19 protein-coding genes and 1 tRNA gene are annotated in these 21,879 nt (G+C 48.0%); 11 read left to right on the top strand and 9 right to left on the bottom strand.

Annotated features, from left to right (window positions below; genetic code table 11):
• Positions 1-161 precede the first annotated feature (161 nt).
• Both petC and petA read left to right on the top strand, forming a co-directional pair.
• Complete coding sequence (petC, locus tag H6F56_RS00145) at positions 162-701, top strand: cytochrome b6-f complex iron-sulfur subunit (RefSeq protein ID WP_190664804.1); 540 nt, start codon at positions 162-164, stop codon at positions 699-701.
• A gap of 155 nt (positions 702-856) precedes the next feature.
• The gene (gene petA, locus H6F56_RS00150; RefSeq protein WP_416360979.1) at positions 857-1,822 is read left to right on the top strand and encodes a cytochrome f; all 966 of its coding nucleotides are present in this window, start codon (positions 857-859) and stop codon (positions 1,820-1,822) included.
• Positions 1,823-2,137: 315 nt separating this feature from the next.
• Here the strand turns inward: petA and H6F56_RS00155 are convergent, their stop codons facing one another.
• The 3 genes from H6F56_RS00155 to H6F56_RS00165 form a co-directional block, all read right to left on the bottom strand.
• On the bottom strand, positions 2,138-3,322 hold the full coding sequence (locus tag H6F56_RS00155; protein ID WP_190664805.1) for an aminotransferase class V-fold PLP-dependent enzyme: 1,185 nt from the start codon (positions 3,320-3,322) through the stop codon (positions 2,138-2,140).
• 89 nt (positions 3,323-3,411) lie between these two features.
• Positions 3,412-3,483 (bottom strand) — tRNA-Asn (locus H6F56_RS00160).
• 89 nt (positions 3,484-3,572) lie between these two features.
• Positions 3,573-4,124 carry an NYN domain-containing protein gene (locus tag H6F56_RS00165; RefSeq protein ID WP_190664806.1) on the bottom strand — a complete coding sequence of 184 codons (552 nt, stop codon included), beginning with the start codon at positions 4,122-4,124 and terminating at the stop codon, positions 3,573-3,575.
• A 245-nt stretch (positions 4,125-4,369) separates the two neighbouring features.
• Here H6F56_RS00165 and H6F56_RS00170 point away from each other — a divergent pair, with 245 nt between their 5' ends.
• A complete protein-coding gene (locus H6F56_RS00170; RefSeq protein ID WP_190664807.1) occupies positions 4,370-4,849 on the top strand; it encodes a GNAT family N-acetyltransferase in 480 nt (159 codons plus the stop codon).
• Between the two features lie 12 nt (positions 4,850-4,861).
• On the opposite strand, the gene H6F56_RS00175 is transcribed toward H6F56_RS00170, so the two are convergent.
• Positions 4,862-6,364, bottom strand: a complete 1,503-nt coding sequence (locus H6F56_RS00175; protein WP_190664808.1) for a WD40 repeat domain-containing protein — start codon at positions 6,362-6,364, stop codon at positions 4,862-4,864.
• A 582-nt stretch (positions 6,365-6,946) separates the two neighbouring features.
• A complete protein-coding gene (locus tag H6F56_RS00180; protein ID WP_190664809.1) occupies positions 6,947-7,216 on the bottom strand; it encodes a hypothetical protein in 270 nt (89 codons plus the stop codon).
• 810 nt (positions 7,217-8,026) lie between these two features.
• Here H6F56_RS00180 and H6F56_RS00185 point away from each other — a divergent pair.
• Together H6F56_RS00185 and H6F56_RS00190 are read left to right on the top strand one after the other, a co-directional pair.
• Positions 8,027-8,851 (top strand): SDR family NAD(P)-dependent oxidoreductase, encoded by an 825-nt coding sequence (locus H6F56_RS00185; RefSeq protein WP_190664810.1) that lies wholly within the window; start codon positions 8,027-8,029, stop codon positions 8,849-8,851.
• A gap of 227 nt (positions 8,852-9,078) precedes the next feature.
• Positions 9,079-9,522 (top strand): GAF domain-containing protein, encoded by a 444-nt coding sequence (locus H6F56_RS00190; RefSeq protein WP_190664811.1) that lies wholly within the window; start codon positions 9,079-9,081, stop codon positions 9,520-9,522.
• 125 nt (positions 9,523-9,647) lie between these two features.
• Here H6F56_RS00190 and H6F56_RS00195 read toward each other — a convergent pair whose 3' ends face one another.
• Positions 9,648-11,156 carry a UbiD family decarboxylase gene (locus H6F56_RS00195; protein WP_190664812.1) on the bottom strand — a complete coding sequence of 503 codons (1,509 nt, stop codon included), beginning with the start codon at positions 11,154-11,156 and terminating at the stop codon, positions 9,648-9,650.
• Between the two features lie 65 nt (positions 11,157-11,221).
• Between H6F56_RS00195 and H6F56_RS00200 the strand changes: the two genes are divergently transcribed.
• The 3 genes from H6F56_RS00200 (at position 11,222) to hppD (ending at position 14,962) form a co-directional block, all read left to right on the top strand.
• Positions 11,222-12,628 (top strand): NYN domain-containing protein, encoded by a 1,407-nt coding sequence (locus H6F56_RS00200; RefSeq protein WP_190664813.1) that lies wholly within the window; start codon positions 11,222-11,224, stop codon positions 12,626-12,628.
• A gap of 311 nt (positions 12,629-12,939) precedes the next feature.
• The gene (locus tag H6F56_RS00205; RefSeq protein ID WP_190664814.1) at positions 12,940-13,650 is read left to right on the top strand and encodes an SDR family oxidoreductase; all 711 of its coding nucleotides are present in this window, start codon (positions 12,940-12,942) and stop codon (positions 13,648-13,650) included.
• A gap of 163 nt (positions 13,651-13,813) precedes the next feature.
• Positions 13,814-14,962, top strand: a complete 1,149-nt coding sequence (hppD, locus tag H6F56_RS00210; protein ID WP_190664815.1) for a 4-hydroxyphenylpyruvate dioxygenase — start codon at positions 13,814-13,816, stop codon at positions 14,960-14,962.
• 248 nt (positions 14,963-15,210) lie between these two features.
• Here the strand turns inward: hppD and H6F56_RS00215 are convergent, their stop codons facing one another.
• Both H6F56_RS00215 and pgeF read right to left on the bottom strand, forming a co-directional pair.
• The gene (locus H6F56_RS00215; protein ID WP_190664816.1) at positions 15,211-15,819 is read right to left on the bottom strand and encodes a CPP1-like family protein; all 609 of its coding nucleotides are present in this window, start codon (positions 15,817-15,819) and stop codon (positions 15,211-15,213) included.
• A 604-nt stretch (positions 15,820-16,423) separates the two neighbouring features.
• On the bottom strand, positions 16,424-17,260 hold the full coding sequence (pgeF, locus tag H6F56_RS00220) for a peptidoglycan editing factor PgeF (protein ID WP_190664817.1): 837 nt from the start codon (positions 17,258-17,260) through the stop codon (positions 16,424-16,426).
• A 107-nt stretch (positions 17,261-17,367) separates the two neighbouring features.
• On the opposite strand from pgeF, the gene H6F56_RS00225 reads away from it, so the two are divergent.
• Together H6F56_RS00225 and H6F56_RS00230 are read left to right on the top strand one after the other, a co-directional pair.
• Positions 17,368-18,183, top strand: a complete 816-nt coding sequence (locus tag H6F56_RS00225; RefSeq protein ID WP_199312499.1) for a biotin--[acetyl-CoA-carboxylase] ligase — start codon at positions 17,368-17,370, stop codon at positions 18,181-18,183.
• Between the two features lie 277 nt (positions 18,184-18,460).
• Positions 18,461-20,134, top strand: coding sequence for a M23 family metallopeptidase (locus H6F56_RS00230; RefSeq protein WP_242031820.1), 1,674 nt, complete (start codon positions 18,461-18,463; stop codon positions 20,132-20,134).
• 114 nt (positions 20,135-20,248) lie between these two features.
• Here H6F56_RS00230 and H6F56_RS00235 read toward each other — a convergent pair whose 3' ends face one another.
• Positions 20,249-20,956: a riboflavin synthase gene (locus tag H6F56_RS00235; RefSeq protein WP_190664819.1), complete on the bottom strand. Its 708-nt coding sequence runs from the start codon at positions 20,954-20,956 to the stop codon at positions 20,249-20,251.
• 366 nt (positions 20,957-21,322) lie between these two features.
• Between H6F56_RS00235 and H6F56_RS00240 the strand changes: the two genes are divergently transcribed.
• Positions 21,323-21,829, top strand: coding sequence for a bifunctional nuclease family protein (locus tag H6F56_RS00240; protein ID WP_190664820.1), 507 nt, complete (start codon positions 21,323-21,325; stop codon positions 21,827-21,829).
• Positions 21,830-21,879: the final 50 nt, after the last annotated feature.

Here is a 21,879-nt window from a genome sequence, read left to right on the forward strand (position 1 = left end):
CAATAATACTCTCACAAAGCCTGTAACGTGCATTCTGAAAGGAATTGTAGTATCCTGGCCGGTTGGTGCAGACTGACAAAAATCACAAAAGTAGTCTGCCTAAACCAATTGTCTTATGGTTGGATTAGACAAATAACTTAACACATACATCAGCATAGGTCATGGCTCAAGCTTCTGGATCTGCAGACGTGCCCAACATGGGGCGTCGTCAATTTATGAATTTTCTAACCTTTGGTGCAGTCACCGGCACAGCGCTGGGTGCCCTGTATCCAGTGGTCAAGTATTTTATTCCGCCCTCTAGCGGCGCTGCCGGTGGTGGTGTGACTGCCAAAGATGCGCTGGGTAACGATATCAGCGTTACTAACTTTTTGGCCAGCCATAATGCCGGTGAGCGTGCCTTAGCGCAGGGTCTTAAAGGCGACCCCACCTACGTTGTGGTAGACACGAACCAAGCGATCTCCAATTACGGTATCAATGCTGTCTGTACCCACCTGGGTTGCGTTGTCCCTTGGAACGCCAGCGAGAACAAATTTATTTGTCCTTGCCACGGTTCTCAGTATGACAACACCGGCAAAGTCGTTCGCGGGCCGGCACCCTTGTCTTTGGCACTCGCTCACGCCACAGTAGCCGATGATAAAATTACCTTCACGCCCTGGACGGAAACAGACTTCCGCACCGGCGACGATCCGTGGTGGGCCTAATCGCGTTTAACTTTTAGATTGTTCTTTGTCTTTTGTCTTTTGTCTGCAAGCTTTTGAGAAATGACGATGACAAACGACCAACGACCAATGACAATTGATTGACCTTTGTTGCTGAAATCTTCCAATTCCAGATGAAGAAATTTGACTTGTCGGTGATGTTGCTTGGCAGCTACCGGGTTGTTGCCAAAAGTGTGCTGATTGCAATCGCAACGATGGCCATTTTTTTGGCCGGCGATCTAGCCTTGCCCCAGTCTGCTGCTGCCTATCCCTTCTGGGCGCAGCAAACTGCCCCTGAAACTCCCCGTGAAGCCACGGGTCGAATTGTTTGTGCCAACTGTCACTTGGCTGCAAAACCTACCCTAGTAGAAATCCCTCAATCAGTTCTGCCAGACAGCGTGTTTGAGGCAGTGGTAAAAATTCCCTACGACACTAGCGTGCAGCAAGTCTTGGGCGATGGCAGCAAAGGCGGACTGAATGTAGGTGCCGTCGTGATGTTGCCAGAAGGCTTCAAAATCGCTCCAGAAGACAGAATTCCCGAAGAAATGAAGGAAAAAGTCGAGGGCGTCTATTTCCAAACTTATAAAGAGGGTCAAGACAACGTTGTGATCGTTGGCCCCTTACCGGGTGAGCAATATCAAGAGATTATCTTCCCCGTACTTTCTCCCAATCCGGAAACGGATAAAAATGTCCACTTTGGGAAATACTCCGTTCATGTCGGAGCCAATCGTGGTCGCGGCCAGATTTACCCTACCGGCGACAAGAGCAATAATGCCGTTTTTAACGCTTCTGCTGCCGGCACCGTTGCCAAAATTAATAAACCCGAAGATGGTGGTTATGAAGTAACCATCCAAACCGCAGATGGCAAAACAGTGGTTGACACTGTGCCAGCCGGCCCGGAATTGATCGTTTCTGAAGGACAAGAAGTTGCAGCCGGTGAACTCTTAACTTCTAACCCCAATGTTGGCGGTTTCGGTCAGAGAGACGTTGAAATCGTCTTACAAAGTGCAACCCGAATCAAAGGATTAATGGCCTTCTTTGGGATTGCCACCTTGTCTCAAATTCTGCTCGTCCTGAAGAAAAAACAGGTTGAGAAAGTTCAAGCCGCCGAGATGAATTTCTAGAGATTGCTTAGCTCAGCATTTCAGCCCTCAAAAAACATCTCAAACATTACAACACCGGCTTGCTCTTAAAAACCGGCAAGCCAGCAAACTAAATTTCAAAAGCGTTTCTTCAAAAAGGAACGCTTTTTTTTAATTAAAAATAAGTCAAGCAAAAAAGCCGGTTTTCAATAAGCCTCTCGCAAAAGTCAAAATTCCTGAATCTGTGATTTGTATTAAAAACTCCGACTTTTGCAAGAAATCTAACAGGTTTCTTTCAGTTGAAAAATCTCCTGTTCCCCACGCTGCCGGCTCAATTTCTTACTCGAATAAAAATATTTAATCCAACACCTTCCCCAACACCTCAGCCAAATATTCATACTGCTCAAGAGAATTATAAATCTGTGCCGAAATGCGGATCAGCCGGTGGGGAGGAGCCGGCCAAGGAATCACCGGCACCTCTATGCCAAACTGGTCAAACAACGTATCGTGCAATGCGACAAAGTTGCCGTCAGACACCGGCAGCGCCGCCATCGACCCGATCATTTCATCCGGGCAGGGTGCCGGTATCCCCAAGCGCTCTAGGAGTATCTGCCGCGCCGCTAATACCAGGGTTTTATTTTTTGCCATTAATTCCGGCCAGCCGCCGTCTAGCAGCGAACCCATGAACGCGATCGCCACCGGCACGCATAGGGACGCCGTTGGATCATCTGTTCCCATCCAGTCAAATTCGAGCTGGAAACGGGAACGATCCTGGCGTGGGGAGTTGGCACCGTGGCTGATAGTCAGGGGGCGAATTCCTGGCTGTCGGTCGGATCGCACATACAGAAAAGCCGCCCCTTTAGGCGCACACAGCCATTTATGGCAGTTGCCGGTGTAGTAAGCCACCCCAATTTCGCGCAAATTGAGCGGAACCATCCCTGGCGCATGAGCACCATCGACAAGTGTATCCACGCCAAGTTCTGCCAGCCGGCGCACTAATTCCTGAATTGGGAAAATCAAGGCGGTTTGACTGCACACATGATCCAGCAGCACTAGCCGGGTTTTGGGTGAAACGCGCTCTAACACCGCTTCAACCACCTGTGCCGGTGATTCGATGGGAAACGGCACCGGCGCGACGACAATGCGGGCACCGGCACGCTCTGCGATAAAATTCAGGGCGTTACGGCAGGCGTTGTATTCATGATCGGTGGTGAGCAGCTCATCCCCAGGCTCAAAATGCAGCGAACGCAGCACCGCATTGACGCCGGTTGTCGCATTGGGGATAAATGCCAACTCATCAGTGCCGGCACCCACAAAATTTGCCAGCCGGTTGCGAGCTTCATCTAGCAACGGCTCTAACTCCCGGACAAAAAACCGCACCGGCTCTCGTTCCAGTTGCTCCCGTAGCGTTTTTTGAGCAGCCAGCACGCTTATGGGACAAGCTCCGAATGAACCGTGATTGAGATAAGTCACCGCCGCGTCAAGCGACCATAACTTAGCCCAGCTAGATGGCTCACATTGCAAATTTGCAGATTGGGACATGAATTGATCAAATTTCAAATCTTAGGATCCAGATTTTAGATTAATTGCTAAATCCAAAATCCTCGCATCTAAAATCCAAAATTTTTTAACTCCCCGGGCCGGATTCGAACCAGCGACCAATCGGTTAACAGCCGACCGCTCTACCACTGAGCTACCGAGGAACGCGTTTTTTATAATAACGATACTTTAGGGGATTTGGCAAGTACCTTTATCAACTTTTTTTTGGGGGAGGTCGTGAGCAGTATCTGGATCACGGTCGCCGACCCATCCGCAGCTGTGCTAAACGCTGCTGAGCTACAGGGTCTAAAGAACTCGCTAACAGACGACGAGCCGAAGGCTTCGAGGATTGCTGTTTGCGTCGCACTTGATTGCCTATCGCTTCAATATCATACGCTAGTTGTGGCGCTGACATCCATTCTGCCCCGTAACCTACAACAGTGAGTTGCTGCGCCCGGTCTGATGTGGCCACAATTACCCGCTGTTTCAATTTAGTAAATTCGTGGCGACAGTTGGCACAGATTTTTTCAATGTAGGTATCTGCGGTTTGCCCAAAGCCGGTGTAGTGGACTGATACGTGGCGCGTGATTTCTTCGCGTGTGCTGCCAGTGTCTTGATATTGGGCGTCGAACACAAGGCGAGTCTCAAATCCCTGGAAGGCGCTGTAATTCACTAGAGCTTCAATTAATTCCCTCCGTGCTGACTCCATGCCATCACGATCGCGTGTCTTTGTCAGGTCGGGCCAAATTCCAATGATGTTGTAGCCGTCCACGAGCAGGACTGTCGGCAGTGATGGGGGAGCCATTTTTTTAGGGGTGCAATTTTTTAGTTGGGCATATTTACCTTTTTTTTATATCCTAATCTTGAATTTTTTGCTAAGAGGGACTAAAAAGGGCCTAGGGTTCAGGGGCTAGAATTAAGCTGTGTACAATAAATTGTGAGGCGGCTTCGTACCGGGCGTGCGCTGGAGTTCGCGATGATTTGACCGACGACGCCCGATGACACTTCGATATCTCCTGCTACTGCTTTTACACGTACACGGAGTTCGCGATGATTCGACCGACCACGCCCGATGACACGGCTGCGCTGATTGCCCTGGCCGATGCGACCGGCTTGTTCCGTCCGAATGAACTTGAGGAGCTGGGAGAAATACTGGGCGACTACTTCGGCGGCAACATTGACAGCGATCACTGCTGGATTACCGACGACGACGGTGGGCCGGTAGGGGTCGCGTACTACGCGCCGGCCCCGATGACCGATGGGACGTGGTACGTGTACTTGATCGCCGTACGACCCGACCGCCAGGGGCAAGGACACGGTACGGCACTGCTGCGTTACGTTGAAGAAACGTTGACGGCGCGTGGCGAGCGCATACTGCTGGTGGAAACGTCAGGGCTGGCGAGCTTCGAGGGCACACGGGCGTTCTATCGCAAGTGTGGTTATGACGAAGAAGCGCGGATTCGCGACTTCTACAGAGCGGGCGATGACAAGATTGTTTACCGTAAAGCACTGGTTGCTCAGGGGCAGTGAGCTTGCTCTCCCCTAACAAAGCTCCACCCATCCGGGATTTTGGTGACGCAGTAAACTCAGCTCTAGACTTTTGCCGTTTGGGTTGGGGGCGACGTTAATGATGGGGTCTGAATGACCTGTGAGGGTGGATTTCAATTCCCCAGTCTGCACATCCCACAGTTTTATCGTTTTTTCTGTACTGCCGGTGGCAAGGGTTTGACCATCAGGGCTAATGGCAATTGCTCTGACTGTGCCGGAATGCCCTGGAAGGGTGCTTTTTAGTTCGCCGGTGTCTAGATGCCAAATGTCAATTGTTCCGTCTTGGGAGCCACTGACAAGGGTTTGATCGTCGGGACTAATTGCGATGGAAACGACTGGATCTGTTCGCACCGGCAATATTCGCAGCACTTCGCCGGTGTCTAACGACCAGACTTTCAGTGTTTTGTCAATACTGCCGGTGGCGAGGATTTTGCGATCATAACTAATGGCTATCGGTCTAACTGTGCCGGCGTGTGCTGCTATCCTGCGCTGTAGCTTGCCGGTTTCTAAATTCCAAATTTTTAGTGACCCGTCGTAACCGCCACTAATCAGGATTTGCCGGTCTGCGCTGATGGTAATGGCACTTACGCCGCTACTATGGCCGGCAAGGGAATGACGCAGCGATCCTGTTCCCGCATGACATTGATAAAGCTTTTTGTCTGTGCTGCCACTGGCGAGGATTTGCCCGCCTCCGCCAGTAGCGAGCGGATAAAATGACCAAGACTGCCCAGAGAGCGCTGCTTGCAATTCTTTGTTATTCAACTGCCACAGCTTAATGCTGCCGTCATAATTGCTACTAGCAAGGATTTCTCCATCTGCGCTAATCGCAAAGGGATAGACATAGTTGGAGCTGCCGGTGAGAATATGTAACCCGTCGCTGAAGCTTGGTTCTGTTTTGAAAGATTCTAAATAGCTGCGTAAGCCTCCTGCATAAAGCAGGTCGGCGATTCCCAGGTTGGCTTGGCCCTGCCGAATTGCAATGGTATTTGTGGGGGCAAAACCGGCCACAATTGCGTGATAGATTTGCCGGTCTTCACTGACTTCTTCTTGAAGCAAAATGCAGACTATGGCAACATTTTGCTTAATTTCTTCAACGTAGATAGGCCATCGAACAGAATCTATGTTGCCGTATTCCGTTTTGACCTGGATGCCAAGGTTTGAGTCAAAAAGCAGCGTAAAATCGACAGAATCTTTCGTTTTTTGGTATTTTAGTGGATCTATTTCGAGTGCCAAACCTTCTAAATAGGTAGCAACTACTGCTTGACCCAACTGTCTTTTTAAAAAGCTATGTATTATATCAGAAACTGGAGAGTGCTGCTCGATATTTACGGCTGTCTGCCGGCAAAAGTCTCGAATTTTTGTCAACTTCTCGCCTGAGAGAACCATCAATTCACTGTGGCACCCTCTGGTTTGAGAGTGCAATAGATTTGCCGCATCTGACTTCAGCCTTTTAATAAAATCAGCTTGTTGGAATTTCAGGGGAGTTGTCCAGTCCATGTCCAGCTTCTATGAATCTCCCATGATTCTACATAGCTAGAAGCGAATCAGCGTAGCTTGTTTCCAGGGAGAGTGCTGAATTCTGGACTTTTCTACTAATCTGATATCTTATAGCTTTCTGAATTATAGGGAGCTTCCCACCTTTGCACCTTCTTCAGCAGAGATGAGTTTAGGAACAGATCTCCACAAAAAATTATCAATTTAGGGGAGATAAAGCCGGCAAGATGTCCACCTCACAGATAAACACAGATATTCCGCCGACTCATATCTATGTTTATTTCGGGTTGAAATCAAGTTTATTGCCGTGCGCGTGAGATTGCTAAAAGTTAGTGAGTTGCAACGCTCGAGAATATTAACATTTCTCTTCTAGCAAGAAGCAGTAAAGTAAGGCTGTATTCTGTGTCAATTTTGAATATTACAGATTCAAAGGTTAACCGATGGTTAAATTTTATCCAAGGGTTTATCCTGAGCTTCCTTGCTAATAAAACCTGTGAAGATGAGCGACTGCTTTTTTTTCAGGCAGCAGTTGCTTTTTCGTGATTCAGGGTGCCAATATGGGCATCGGCAGTTTAATAATTTGTGTTATAGGTTGTGAATAGTTGATTCCGCTTGTTTCAGCCTCAAGCACAAATCCGAATCATCAGTGCCGGCAATGGTTTCTAAATTAGTAAGGCGTTCTTCGGGCTGCTGTAACTGATTTTCCGGCAAAGTATTATGAGATTTTTTATCACAATGCCATAAAACGGCAGTGCCGGCAGCCCTATTTGTGATGACGCCAATGGGTAAAACCGCCTCACCGTTAATAACCGCTGGAAGCGGAATACAAATTCCTAGTATTTTAGTGGGAAGCATCCAAGTTATTGAAGTCGCTGAGACTCATACATTTTTGAAGTTGTTTGAGTCTTTTTTCCATTGTTTAGATATAAATTTCTGCTTCTCTAATTGCTCTCATTTTTTATTTTGCTGGCTAGATACTAAAGATGACTTCCTGCCGGCAGGTTCACCCAGTCGGGGGAAGTATTATTGCCCCAGAAGCGGAATTTAGCTGGCTATGTTGGGTGTCTGTGATCGTGATCGCAAGATAGATAAGAAAATGTAAACCCTTGAATGAGAAGGCTTGTAGCTTATGTAAAGAAATGTAACAGAGTTTTTATAAAAATATATTGCACAGTCTTGATTTACTTGTTAGGGTGTGCATAGGGCTGATTCTGGTAGATACTTGTATCGAGGAGATGTGCTATTTATGCTCTACATCAACCCTGCCCACTTAGTAAGGAATTAATTCCTGGTATGACTGAAAGATGTTTCTCCAAACACTCTGCTTCAACGTTCTTCAAGAACGTTAGAGAAATATCTTAATAGCTTTAAAAACGCTGGAGGATACGCTGTGCCGTTACTAAATCATATCCTTTGCGTTTTGCCGGCTCAATCCAGGCTTTTCTGGAGTATTCCTGATAACAATTTTTCAGATTCGTCTAGAAAATCCGGTTCTACTGTGAGTTTCTGAGAAATATCAGGTTCTGAAAGGTTTAGTTCCACGAATCATGCAATGACTGGTCATTGTTTGTGTCTTTGATTGCCGAGGGTTTTGGATGCGAAATTTTGACCCTGAGCAAGCATGAAAATTGCAACAGTGACTTCTCAACTCTGGAGATTTTAATTATGAACGTTCATGGAAAAACAGCTCTAATTACAGGCGCTTCCCGTGGAATAGGGCGAGAGATCGCTCTAGAATTAGCGCAACAAGGAACGAAGCGGTTGTTATTAGTGGCGCGGGATCACGAAAGATTAGCTGAAGTCGCCAATGAAATTAAGGCATTGGGTGCAGAAGCGATTATTTTGGCTTTGGATTTAGCACAGCCGGTGGAGGTGAATATTGCCATTGCCAAAGCTTGGCGGAATCACGGTCCTATTCAACTTTTAGTGAACTGTGCCGGTGTCGCCCATCAAGCGCCTTTCTTGAAAACTAAGTTGCCAAATGTGCAGCAAGAAATTGCGATTAATTTGATGGGAATGTATACGATGACGCGTCTGGTTGCGCGGCGCATGGCAACGCAACGGGAAGGCACAATTGTGAATGTTTCCAGTTTGATGGGTAAGGTGGCAGCACCGACGATGACAACTTATTCTGCGACAAAGTTTGCAATTTTAGGGTTTACGCAAGCATTACGCGGCGAGTTAGCGCAATATAATATCCGGGTCATTGCTTTGCTACCCTCTTTAACGGATACGGATATGGCGCGAGATTTGCAGTGGTTTCGCTGGGTGGTGCCAACAACTCCCCAAAAGGTAGCCCAAGCATTGATTACCGGCTTGCGAAAGAATTCCCCCGAAATTCTAGTTGGTTGGCAAAGTCATTTAGCTGTCTTGGGCAATCGCATTGCGCCTTGGTTCTTGGAAAGGGTTTTATTGATGGCTGCACCGATGTCTAGAGATAGCCGAAAGCGCTATCACAAACTCCGAGAGGCTGACGCGATTTCACGTTAGAATCGTTTAATAAATAGGGAGTGTGGAGGGGTTTGAGCGTTGCTTATTGCTTTTCCACCTCCCTATTATTAGATTTTGGATGAATTTTCTGAGCCGGCACTGCCGATAGTTACAAAAACTGTTAATCGATCCGAGTGAACTTAAATTAGTCTCATCAAGTTAGGATGAGCAGACTTTCCTTTTCAGATTTCAAGTTAAGATGAATTGCGAATAAGGAAATATTAACAGTGAGTCAGAATCGTCAAATATTAGATGATATTGCTAAGTTCGTTCAGGAAATCGTCAATGCTGAAACAGCCGTCGTAGTGCTGGCGGAGTCTGAGGGAGAATTTGTTTATTTTGCGGCGGCAGTAGGCAAATATGCTGAGGCGATAGTGGACAAAAGAAATACGTCTGCAAATTCGGGTTTGTGTGGCGTTGCGTTTCAGGGTAAGGTGCCGGTTTTAGTTTGCAAAACTGAGGGGGATAGCCGAGTTCGGCAGGATTATGCGAAAGCGATGGGGATTAAAACTGCTTTAGCAGTGCCGGTTATTTATGAGGATAAACTTTTGGGTGCGCTGATGGCGTTAAATCGCACGGATGGCAGTGAATTTGATGAAGAGGCAGAGAAAGTTTTAGCCGGCTACGCTGCTGAAGTGGGTCCTGTGGTTTTGCAATTTTGCATTAGTTGAAAATAGAATGTCGGCTACAATTTTACGGGGTCAATAGTTTTTGAAGAAGAAGCCGGCATAGTTCAGAGCGACCGCAATTGCCAGCGCATTTACAGCCGCCCTTTTTCCGCTTTCTTGACGTTTCCTTATCTCACGTCATAACCAAACAAATTTGGATTAACTTCATCTAGCTTTAAATCCGCTAAACCATATTCAGCCCACCGGCGCTCAACCATCGCCGCCACATCCGGATCGGACTCTAAAGGTTCGCCCCATTCATGCTGAGTTTCCGGCGGAATCTTCGTCGTTGCATCAATTCCCATCCGTCCCCCTAATCCAATCTTTTCACTAGCAAAATCCAAGGTATCAAATGGCGTCTCTGGCAGAATAAAAACATCTCGCACCGGGTCAACTTTTGAACTAATTGCCCACACCACTTGACGCGGATCACGAATGTTGATATCTTTATCGACAACAATTACAAACTTCGTGTAAGTAAATTGCGGTAAAGCACTCCAAAATGCCAAAGCTGCCCGCCGAGCTTGACCCGGATATGCCTTATCAATGGAGATAATTGCTGCTTTATAACTCAGTGCTTCCATTGGTAAGAAAAAGTCAACAATTTCTGACACTTGCTGCCGCAAAATAGGTGTATAAATTCGATTCAGCGCAATTGCCATCATCGCCTCTTCTTTCGGGGGACGCCCACTAAACGTCGTTAGATAAATCGGATTTTTGCGATGCGTCATGCAGTGGAAGTGAATCACCGGCGAATCTTCTACGCCGCCGTAATAACCCATGTGATCCCCAAAAGGCCCATCGGGCAGCACCTCCCCAGGCGTAATCGTCCCTTCTAAGACAAATTCCGAGTCTGCCGGCACCTCCAAATCCACCGTCTTACACTTCGCCAGATTCACCCCAGAACCGCCGTAAAGCCCCGCAAACAGCCATTCTGAGAGGTCTACTGGAATCGGGGTTGCAGCCGCCATGATAATCATGGGGTCAACACCCAAGGCAATTGCCACCTCCAATTTCTTCCCCCGTTCCGCCGCTTTCCGCAAATGTCGCGCCCCACCCCGAACCGACAGCCAGTGTACCGTCATCGTATTGCGAGATTGCAGCTGCAGCCGGTAAACCCCCACATTAGGCGTTCCCGTCTCGCAATCTTTAGTAATCACCAGTCCCAGCGTGACAATCTTGCCGGCATCCCCCATATAAGGGCGAATCATCGGAATTTTCGTCAAATCTACGGCTTCCCCTTCAAGCACTACCTGATGACACGGCGGGAAAAAATCGCGCCCCGGTTTCGCCTTGAGTACATCAAATAGCACCTTGCCAAACTCGACTGCTTGGGAAATTTTCTTCGGCGGTTTCGGCTGCTGTAGCAGCGCCAGCTTTTTGCCCAATTCCTCCAATTCTGCCGGTTTTTCCATATTCATTGCCCAGCAAACCCGTTCCTCGGTTCCCAGCAGGTTGATCGCCACCGGATACGCTGCGCCTTTAACATTCTCAAACAGCAGCGCCGGCCCGCCTGCTTGCAACATCCGGTTAGAAATCTCTGCAATTTCTAAATTAGGGTCAACTAAGGCATTAATTCGCCGCAGTTGTCCCCGTTCTTCTAAAATTTTGATGAACCCACGTAAATCTCTTGCCATGATTAAGATGTGTAAATCTCCGTCTCTTATTATGGGCTGAGACTCCACTCCATGTTGTAATAGCTATGCTAGATGACTCGCGTTTAAAGCCGGTGAACCGTTCTGCTGTTATCCAATCCATCAGCCGCTATGTCTACCAGGTCATTTTTTCCACCTATCAGAATCATCCTGAATGGCTGAATGAAAAATTTAGGGATCAGCCCTGGCACAATCAAAAGTTTCAAGATAAATTAATCACAAAATTAGTTGAAAAATTCAGTGGTACAGAAAACAAAGATGAATTAATTGTCAAAACGATTAAAATTTTTCATAATTTTCTGCTTCCTGGCTTTTTTGTGTCTTCAAATTTTAGTCAAGTCATGGATAATCTTCGTCACATTACCCAGACAGAAAGCGCTAGTTCCGGGAATCGAGTAGATGGATCGAAGCCGGCAGGAAATTCCGTCAGAGTTGCGACTGAATCAAGCAACTCTGCAATGGCGATTCTGCTACTTGATGCCGAGAATTTATCGCTAAATGTTGAAACAGAAACTTTCCTAGCCGGCTGCTGTACTTATCCGATCCGGATTAAAATTGCCTTTGCAAATTGGCGTAGTATGGGTAAGCAAGATACTGAATATCACGGACGTAGTTATGAACTCATTCACGTCCCAGCTTCTAAAGATAGCGCTGATATAAAAATGGCGACTGTGGGGGCCTCAATTTTCTTGCATTATCCAACTGCAAAGGAAGTATTAATTTGTTCTTCAGATAAGGCATTACTGCATCTTCGCAACACATTACAAGCCCAAGGATTAACCGTTTATCTCGTTCGCAAACAGGGAGAAACTATCACTTTTGTCAACAGTATAACCGGCCACACGCAAACCCACACAATCAAACCGATCCCGGCAATCGATCAATTTATTAACCAAATTAAGGATTTACTCGGAGAAGAGCAAAAAAATACTTCTAATCAATGGGTGAAACTTTCGCGAATCTCACAACTTTATCAAGTTAAATATAAAACTGAAATTAGTCAAGTGGTGGCCGGCCACTTACCTGGGAAAAAAGTCCAAGATTTTTTTATGAATTATCCCACTGATTTTGTACTGCATCAGCCGGCAGAAAAATCGGAATTCTATGTAACTTTATTTCAGCCGCCTCCTTTGCCTGCTGTGCTTGAAACTCAAACATCTATCCAGCTTACGGGGAAAGTTCAGCCTCAACTCCCCTCAAATATTACTTCCAAAGCAGACCTGGAACAAGCACTCGTAAAAATTGTCATCGCCTTAACCGCTAAATCTCCGGGAAGTGACGTTTCGATCTCAAATGTAGGCAGTGAATTTCATAAGCAATACGGTCAACCGATTACTCAGGTAATGGCAAGCTTACAATTAGGCAGTAAACTCCCTAAATTTTTGCTCTCGTGTAATAGTTTTAAATTAAAAAATGCGGGAAAGCAGTATTTAGTTAGCCTTTCGCAAATTTAATTTAAATTTAAATAATACAATTTAGATTTATTTTTTATAAAGTTATTTTTTTATATAAATCACAGATGGACGCAAGTAATTTATCAGTTTCTTGATTAGTGTTATAAATTTATTATGACAAAATAATAAAATATAAGGTCAATTTAAATTAGCCCTAAATACCACTTTAACTGCTTGTTTTTAGCCTTGCATCTATCAACGGAATGATTTATAGTCGGCTTGCAGTTTATCATTTCAAATAACCTTAAAGAGCCACAAAAATACTTTTTTCTGTGTATTATGGCTACAGTCATAAACAAATATAAAAAGCTATGCAAGACAAAGTCGTTGTCGTTGTTGGAGCCACCGGCGGCATCGGTTCAGCAGTCACGCGCCAGCTAGCCAAAGCCGGCGCACAGCTTGTACTCGCCGCCAGAAATAGTTCGCGCTTAGATGCGTTGGCAGCGGAATTACTCTCGCCGATGCAAGTGATGCCAGTGCCTTGTGACATTACCGATCCCCTGCAAGTTGATAGAGTGATGAAAAAAGCAGTGGGCCAATTCGGTCACATAGACGCTTTGGTTAATGCAGCTGGTGCCGGCATCTTAAAACCGGGCCACCAAATTGAGCCGGCAGAACTCAACGCAATGATAGATGTTAACCTCAAAGGCAGTTTCTACACTACTCAAGCAGCCGCACAGCACATGAAAGAACGGCAGTCGGGTCATATTTGCAATGTGGTGGGAATTTTAGGCAAGCATTCGATGGCAATGGCATCGGCTTACTGCGCTTCCAAATTTGGGGTTGTTGGGTTCAGCAAGTGCATGGCAGATGAACTCAAGCGCTTTGGCATCAAATTCACACTGCTGTACTTTGGCGGCGTCGATACTCCTTTCTGGGATGACATTACCTTAAAAGTAGACCGGAAAAAAATGCTGAGTGCTGAAACGGCTGCCGGTGCGATTGTTTATGCGCTGTCTGCTGAGCCGCAAGCGGTGCCAATGGAGATTAATATTCAGCCAGAAAGTCACCTATTCTTTTAAACAGTATTGACTGATATCAGCCTTGGCTGACGATGAGTGCCCTAAACTTCTAGAAAGCCACTTAGCTGATGGCTAAATGTTGACTTTTGAGTGCAGCTTAAATTAGCAAATAGCAAAGTTCAACAAATTTATTTCACCGTTCCAGCGAATTCAGTTTATCTTCATGCAGATTGACCACGTTCACTTCTACGTTGAAGATGCAGCAGCGTCACAAGACTGGTTTGTAAACCAGCTGGGTTTTCAAGCCGTCGCCAGTTTCACCGGCAGCCACACCCGCACCGAAATTGTTAAAAATGGGCCAGTTTACTTTTTTCTATCTTCACCCTTGACAGCGTCCAGTCCAGCCGGCCAATTTCTTCAACAACATCCAGACGGTATCGCCGATGTCGCGTTTCGCGTGCAAAACATTGACTCGGTGATGAGGAAAGCTATCGCTGCCGGCGCTCAAGTCCTGCAGCCGATGCGGCAGCAGCCGCTAAATCGAGGGCATCTGAAGTGGAGTCAAATTGCCGGTTGGGGCGACCTAAAACATACTTTAATCGAAGCGACAGATCTACAGGAAGACGATGTTTGTAACTTTTTGGGGCGAAAGAGTGCGGCGGCTATGGGGAATGTCGAATTCACCCTTCACGCCCACTCAAAAGTCAAAACTCAAGACTTAGCACTTCAACTCACCGGCATCGATCATGTGGTGCTTAACGTGGCTGCCGGTGACTTAAAGCGTGCCGTTGCCTGGTATGAGAAAACTTTGGGATTTCAGCCGCAGCAGGCATTTGCAATACAAACAGAACGTTCGGGATTGCACTCTCAGGTAATGGTTCACGCCGATGGAGTCGTACAGTTGCCGATTAATGAACCGACTTCACCCAATTCCCAAATTCAAGAATTTCTGGACATTAATCGAGGTTCAGGAATCCAGCACATCGCCTTACGCACCGGCAATATTGTCCCTTTAGTCGAGCAGTTGCGCCACAAGGGTTTGCCATTTATCCAAGTTCCGCCAACTTACTACACCCAATTGCGATGCCGGCATAAAGTTCATCTGGCGGAAGCGGAATGGGAGGAAATTGAGCGCAGCCGAGTTTTAGTGGACTGGCATGAAGAGACACCCGACGCCCTGCTATTACAGATATTCACCCAGCCCATTTTTGGTCAACCCACGTTCTTTTTTGAGCTGATTGAGCGCCGGTTACACGCCAGAGGGTTTGGGGAAGGCAACTTTCGGGCCTTATTTGAAGCGATCGAACAAGAACAGCTCAAACGAAGCAGCCGAAATGAGAAATTCCTTCACCACACCCAACAGCAAAACTGAGCTAGAATTTATGCTTTTCAAATTGCTGAGATGCAAGTAGGGTGCTTGATAGTCGTGCACCCCACTTTTCTCGTTCGTTTTTGCCGGTTAAAACCACAGCTAGACAATCTAAACCCAGGGCTGGATACTTTGCTTGTCTAGCCGCATTAGGGTGGCGTTGCAAAGCAATATTTTATTCGCCCAAATGCTTAACTTGACACGAATGTATGGGAACCGCCCCCATATAAAGAAGTGAGCGGTGTTCAAAGCTAGCGCAAAAAGCTGCTGACTAACCAGAGGACGATAAACGTCACCAAGGTGATGAACTTCTCCTCTGTCAAACCAATTGCACCAATTTGCGAAAGCAGTCCCCCTAAGACCAAACCAAAAACCAAGCCGGTGATCGTCAGCAATACAGCGCGACCGAATCGGTTTTCCTTACGATTAAGAAAATAGAGCGTTGCCCCCACACCCAAAGCCAGAGCAAGTTGCAGTAAAGATGCACTGGCTGCTGCGGTGACGCTGAGGACACTCAACGCGGCAAACAACCCAGCCGGCCATAAAATATCTTTTCGGCTGGGCGTATCAATGAACTTTTGCAACCAAGCAGGACCCTGCTTCGCGGGTGCCGGCGCGGGCTTAGGTGGCGCTTGGGCTAATTTTTCTGGAAAACGAATGCCTTCCGGAACCTTGATTTTGCCTTCTTGACGCTGCCGCAACCGATCCATCAGGATGGCATCATAAGCCGCTTCAATCATTTCCACACGCTTACGATCCCCGCCGCACTGCTGTACCAGTTGATTGCGTGCTTCTTGGATTTCGTCAAACGTCGCGTTTTCTGTAACCCCTAGCGTTTCGTAGTGACTTTGCTCACTCATTATCCAATAGACCTCCCTCCCCTTCAACTTAGCTTAGCCTGATATCTGCCTACAAGTTTTGCATTCAGCAAAGACTCTTTAAATGACGTTATTGTTACAAGACGCTGTAATTTTTTAATTTAAATTAATAGAATTCTTTCTCCTTTACTATCGCGATTGGAAGTCGCTGCTAGGAATTAGCCACTTCCCCACTTGACAGCCCTGTATTATACCGCTTGCTTAAATATAGCGGTTCTCACTCCCATTCATCCGCCACAGGAGGGGATCAATAGATGATTGCGTATTGCTTCTCTACAGCGTTTCAAAAGATGTGGCGCACCAAATTGAGAATCGCGATACTGCTAAGAATGAGTCTGAGAGGGAATGAAGCGCTATAGATAACGCTTAATCGGGTGGCCGGCAGCAATGAAAAACCGGCAGGCCAATCAGGAAGTTGTCCTAATTGAGAAGAAACCCGCCGGCTCAGTAAAAGTCACATCCCGATTTGAGTTACACACCACACTCCGCACAGCTTTCTGGTTACTGCTGTTAATCTTGATGGCACTTATATTGTTTGAATACAACACGTTTAGGCGAGGTTCAGGATCGCTGAGATTGAACCGGCCTATTTGTTTGTCGGCTCAATGCTGACAATCCCCGACCACTGCACCTTTTTCAAGTTGTCCCGCCGATAGGAAAAAAAGTATTCGGGGAATTGGTAAGTGCAATAAGGTGCGATCGCCACTTGCTCAGCGGTAATTCCCAACTGCTCCAGTTGCAGTGAAATCGTCCGCCGCACATCCAAGCGCACCCGTCCTGGCTCAGGATCTTCTAAAATCGGCGGATTTGGCAGCCGGTGTAGGGTAGACAGCACGGAGCTTACACCCTCACTTGGGACAACTGTGGCTCCCACCTCAGTCGCTACCTCCTCAGAAACTTGGTAAACCTCACCGGCGATCGCAGGACCCATCGCCACACGCAACTGATGCAATTGGCTGCCTTCCTCCTGAAGTCTGGCAATCGCTTGCGGCACAATTTTAGCCGCCGTCCCGCGCCAGCCGGCATGAACAGCCGCCACTTGACCTGTTTGCGAGTCAGCAATCAGCAGCGGCGTGCAATCCGCACTACAAACCCACACCGCCTGCTGCGAGTTTTGCGTCGCTAATCCATCCGCCTCGAAAAAATTCTGGGGTTCAGTTTCCGCTTGCGTTGCAGCGCTTTCCCCCTCAAGAGATTCTACTCTAACAACAGACACCGGCATCACTTCACCCGTTTTCAAAATAGTGTTGCCATGTACCTGTTTCACCCGGTAAACCTCAGCGGATGGCCGCAGCGCTGCCACCAGTTCCTCTGGCGATTGTGGCCAAAACTGGTGGGTAAAAAAACCGTGTGGCCATTGCTCCAAAAGGCTACAGGTTAGATAAGACCGTCCGTTCCAAGTGCGCCAATTCCAACTATACATAAGAATTTTTAGCGATTTAGATTTTAGATTTTAAACTTATCTCAAAATCCAAAATTGATCCGCCAGCTAATCGATTTTTGTGCTAACTTAGCCCTCAGTCTATCAACTTGACAGCTACTGTGGGATTTAGTCAAGAGCGCTTGGAGACAGCCCTCGAGTCAACTTTAAGACTTGGATGTGAGCAGACACCGTTTACCGTCCATATTTTTAACCAGCTGGTCTCAACAAACCAGACGCTCTGGGAGTTAATTGATCAGGGTGCCGGTGCGGGAACTGTTGCAATTGCTAGTCAGCAAACCGCTGGACGCGGTCAATGGGGCCGGCAGTGGCAGTCTCAACCGGGGGGATTGTATCTATCTCTGGCGATTGAGCCAAGGTTGCCGGCTTCCCATAGCGCTCAGCTAACCCTATGCAGTGCTTGGGGCATTGCAGCCGCTTTAAGAGAATGGGGCATTCCCGTCTCGCTCAAATGGCCCAATGACTTAATCCTGGCGGAACGCAAATTAGGGGGCATCCTGACCGAAACTCGCGTGCATCAGGGGAAAATTGCGAAAGCGGTTGTGGGTGTGGGGATTAACTGGGCCAACGAAGTTCCTGAAACCGGCATTAATCTACAATCTTTCTGTACTGAGAAAGTGTTCCCTTCCATTGCATCGCTGGAAATGCTGGCCGCTATCACCCTGCGAGGGTTGGCGTCCGGATACCAGTTTTTAGCCGAGAAGGGGATAGCAGAGTTGGTGCCGGCTTACTGTGCACTTTTGACAAGCCTGGGCGAGCCGGTTGTCGTAGAGGGGCGTCAGGGAGTTGTCGTGGGGGTCTCTTCTCAGGGTGAACTACAAGTCCGCTTCCATGCCGATCCAGTCGGCTCAGAAATTTGTCTCCAGCCTGGAACAATCGCTTTGGGCTACAAATTAAGTGTATAACTCCCTTATCAGGATAAAATTATCGATGCCCCTCTTCCTGCTTCCGACAGATATTCTTTTACAGGGAAGGAAGAAGTATCAGGGTGGGCCGCATTAAGGGTGTCATGGCCAATCACTAAGGCACCAAAAACACCAAAAAGCGATCTACTCACACCAGTTATCAGTGAATTATCTATCTATCAGCAATTTGTCCGCTTGTCTAAGTGACAGATGAGTTAGGGCAAATAAAACCAGTTCATTACACAAACAGTGTTTCTCAGATTCGTGTGGGGATGTTATGCAGCAACGTTCAGCAAAGCCGGGTTCTAATCATACCCCGCTAGTACGGGTAATGAGTTGGATTAGCAGTATTGGAATGCTCAGCAGCGGCATGGTGTGGGCGCAAGGCCAGACAGTACCGGATGCGGCAATTGATAAAACTGCTTATGAAACGCCCGTCAGTTTGGAAATCGCGCCGGTGGAGCCGGCACCTGTGGCGCTTGAAACCGCTCCCTCTATAGAAGTTCCTGAAACAATTCCTCAGTGGGTGCAACCGGCTCCAGCCGCCCCAGAACCCGTTCCTGTAGAGGCGATGGCACCCGAACCGGCACCCCTTGCTGCCGATCCCGTGCCACCGCCTGCTGCCCCGGAACCAGCACCCCTGGCGGTGGAAATAGAACCCCCTCCAGTGCCGGTGGAGGCGCAAACGCCAACGGCTTCAGAGCTGTTAATGCCAAAAGAACAGCCTCAGGTGGCAACGGAACCCATCCCTTTGCCAAATTCAATTGCCCTGCCAGAAACTTCGCCCGCTTCTGCGCCTACAAAAACTCAAGCTCCTATTGATTACAGTAATGTTTATATTGACCCCACCAGCTACAGCCTTGGGGCAACAAAAACTTACGAAGAACCCAATTCAGTGGTTTTGTCTGAACGCTCGACCGGCTGTGAAGCGGTTTTAGGGAAAGGGCAAGGGGTGTCGGGCAACTTGTGTGACAACGCCACTCAAGCACAGTCTCCACCGACAACTGATTCTTTGATTCTTCCACCGCCACCGCCTCCCGTTGCAGATTTGCCGGCTGCCATAAATGGGGGGACTTTACCGAGTCTGGAGGCGCAGCCTTACGTTCCCCCGCAGCCGGTGCAGCCTTACGCGCAGACTGTCCCGGTGCCAGAGTATATTCAGCCTGTGGCGACGCAGCCTTATGCTCCCTCACAGCCGGCGCAACGCTATGCTCAACCTGTGCCGGCGCAACGCTATGCTCAACCTGTGCCGGCGCAACGCTATGCAGAGATTGAACAAGCGCCAGTGGAAGAGCTTCAGCCGGTCTCGGTTGGAGTCTTTGAGGTTACGTCCAGTGGCGTTAGTGTTGGCAATGTCGCGCCTCCCAGCGCGGGTGGGTACTACTACAATCCCTCATCGCCGCGCCTTCTCGGCTTACCGGGTAATGGCAATACCAGCCTGCTCTTCCCGCTGAGTATGCCGGCTCCAATTACTTCAGCGTTTGGATGGCGAATTCATCCGATTTCTGGCGGGAGTAGTTTCCACGCCGGCACGGATATCGGAGCCCCAATGGGAGCGCCGGTTTTAGCGGCGCTGACAGGTAAAGTAGAAATCGCAGACTATCTGGGCGGCTACGGTTTAGCGGTGATCTTAAAACACAATCAGGGCACAGAAGAAACCCTCTACGGCCACCTCTCACAAATTTTAGTCAAACCAGGAGATGTGGTGGAGCAGGGATCGGTGATCGGCCAAGTCGGCAGCACCGGCAACTCGACCGGCCCGCACCTCCACTTTGAATTCCGCCAGCTAACGGCAAAGGGTTGGGAGACCCTTGACCCCGGCGCTCAGCTAGAGTACGCCTTGGCTCGGCTCGTTAAAGCCGTAGAAACGGCTCAATCCGCTCCCAAGCCAACGGCGCAAGTAGCTCCCAAACCAACGGCTCCATCCGCTCCTCAACCGGGAGCTAGCTAAAGGTTAAGAGAGAATTCTCGCTCCCAGGTTCAGCCTGGGAGGCTTTTCTAAAATCACGTCCTGAACTACAAGTTAGGTTATTTGTCAACTTGCAAAGCAAAGGAGCGGGGTCAATTAAAGAAATCCATGCTCAGCTAAAAATGCCGGTGAGATTTCATCCCAGCCATTATCTGTAGCGGGTGACTCTAGCGCCGGCATTTCGGCTGAAGATTGATTTGAGCCAGAACCAAGAAACTTTTCCACGTATTTGCCTAAAATATCCCCCTCTAAATTCACCAAGCTACCGGGTTTGAGGTATTGCAGGTTGGTTTCGGCAAAGCTGTGGGGAATGACGGCAACTTTAAACCAGCTGCCGGCACGGTCACAATCTGCCACGGTTAAGCTGACACCATTAACGGCGATACTCCCTTTCGGGACAATGTAACGAGCAATTTGTCCTGCCGGCACGGTAAAACTCATTTCCCAAGAAGTCGCAGTTTGCACCGACTCTTGCAGACAGCCGGTGCCATCCACATGGCCGGTGACGAAATGGCCCCCTAGCTTGCTTCCTACCCGCAGTGACGTTTCTAAATTAACAAAAGCGTTACTGAGCTGCTGATGTCCTAGCGTGGTGCGGCGAAGGGTTTCAGGCGACGCCATCGCCACAAAACCTCGCTGTAAAATTTCCACCACTGTCAAACAAACGCCATCAACAGCAACGCTGTCTCCAAGGGCCAAATCTTGCAAAATTACGCTGGAACCAGCAGAGGCGCATAAAACTTGCAATTGCTGGGAACCCAGGTAATTAATCGTGCCTAATGCTTGAATGAGTCCTGTAAACACGGTTTTTAAGAAAATTTGAGTTTAACGTGCGTTTTTAACCGAATGATAAAATGCCGGCAGCGATCCCGCCTCCTTCCAGTGTCAACTTTTTTGGCAAATTCTGGGAGCAGTGATTGTCGATTGGGGTAAAGATCAGGGCATACTGGAAAGCAGGGAGTCTATCGAGCGGCTAAGCGGCTAATGCCGGTGCCCATCTTTTTGATGGAGTTACCCCTTTATTCTTGTTTAACTATATCGACCTTAAATCAGTTACTTTTTATTATTGATTGGATGTTCAAGCGGTTGATTTTGTGGCATAAAAAGCCCGTTGATTTACGCCTAGCTCGTTCCTATCCTTTGCCGACAGTGTTCTAAGAGGCTGAGCAGATGATTGAGATGAAAGTCGCTGGAATTGCACTGGATGCAGCAACCCGCAGCCCAATAGTGCTGCTGAGAGATGCTGCGGAGCGACGTGCGCTTCCGATTTATATTGGTCAAGACCAGGCAAAGGCAATTATCAGTGCGCTGGAAAACCAAACGCCTCCCCGGCCCCTAACCCATGACCTGATGGCCAATATTCTAGAAGAATGGAATTTGACATTAGAGCGGGTGATCATCCATTCGCTACAGGACAATACATTCTATGCAGTGCTGACGGTTCGCCACGGGGAAGTCAAAAAAGAAATTGATGCACGTCCTAGTGATGCGATCGCTCTGGCTTTGCGGACTAATACCCCGATTTGGGTGATGGAAGAAGTAATTGCTGACGCCTCTATTCCCGTTGATCGAGACGCAGACGAAGCAGAACGGCAAGCTTTCCGAGCGTTTATTTCTAACTTAAGTCCAGAAGATTTTATCCAACGCGGGCCTTTTAGCAGTGGCGAAACCTCCTAGGGGCATAGCATCAGCGCACAAAGTCTCTGGGCTGAAGGCAAATACTTATC

Source organism: Microcoleus sp. FACHB-672 (assembly GCF_014695725.1).
Classification (GTDB): domain Bacteria; phylum Cyanobacteriota; class Cyanobacteriia; order Cyanobacteriales; family Oscillatoriaceae; genus FACHB-68.

Bases quoted from the DNA above. Each gene is read 5' to 3' on its own strand.
- petC (WP_190664804.1), top strand. From the start codon at position 162: ATGGCTCAAGCTTCTGGATCTGCAGACGTGCCCAACATGGGGCGTCGT.
- petA (WP_416360979.1), top strand. From the start codon at position 857: ATGTTGCTTGGCAGCTACCGGGTTGTTGCCAAAAGTGTGCTGATTGCA.
- H6F56_RS00155 (WP_190664805.1), bottom strand. From the start codon at position 3,322: ATGTCCCAATCTGCAAATTTGCAATGTGAGCCATCTAGCTGGGCTAAG.
- H6F56_RS00165 (WP_190664806.1), bottom strand. From the start codon at position 4,124: ATGGCTCCCCCATCACTGCCGACAGTCCTGCTCGTGGACGGCTACAAC.
- H6F56_RS00170 (WP_190664807.1), top strand. From the start codon at position 4,370: ATGATTCGACCGACCACGCCCGATGACACGGCTGCGCTGATTGCCCTG.
- H6F56_RS00175 (WP_190664808.1), bottom strand. From the start codon at position 6,364: ATGGACTGGACAACTCCCCTGAAATTCCAACAAGCTGATTTTATTAAA.
- H6F56_RS00180 (WP_190664809.1), bottom strand. From the start codon at position 7,216: ATGCTTCCCACTAAAATACTAGGAATTTGTATTCCGCTTCCAGCGGTT.
- H6F56_RS00185 (WP_190664810.1), top strand. From the start codon at position 8,027: ATGAACGTTCATGGAAAAACAGCTCTAATTACAGGCGCTTCCCGTGGA.
- H6F56_RS00195 (WP_190664812.1), bottom strand. From the start codon at position 11,156: ATGGCAAGAGATTTACGTGGGTTCATCAAAATTTTAGAAGAACGGGGA.
- H6F56_RS00200 (WP_190664813.1), top strand. From the start codon at position 11,222: ATGCTAGATGACTCGCGTTTAAAGCCGGTGAACCGTTCTGCTGTTATC.
- H6F56_RS00205 (WP_190664814.1), top strand. From the start codon at position 12,940: ATGCAAGACAAAGTCGTTGTCGTTGTTGGAGCCACCGGCGGCATCGGT.
- hppD (WP_190664815.1), top strand. From the start codon at position 13,814: ATGCAGATTGACCACGTTCACTTCTACGTTGAAGATGCAGCAGCGTCA.
- H6F56_RS00215 (WP_190664816.1), bottom strand. From the start codon at position 15,819: ATGAGTGAGCAAAGTCACTACGAAACGCTAGGGGTTACAGAAAACGCG.
- pgeF (WP_190664817.1), bottom strand. From the start codon at position 17,260: ATGTATAGTTGGAATTGGCGCACTTGGAACGGACGGTCTTATCTAACC.
- H6F56_RS00230 (WP_242031820.1), top strand. From the start codon at position 18,461: ATGCAGCAACGTTCAGCAAAGCCGGGTTCTAATCATACCCCGCTAGTA.
- H6F56_RS00240 (WP_190664820.1), top strand. From the start codon at position 21,323: ATGATTGAGATGAAAGTCGCTGGAATTGCACTGGATGCAGCAACCCGC.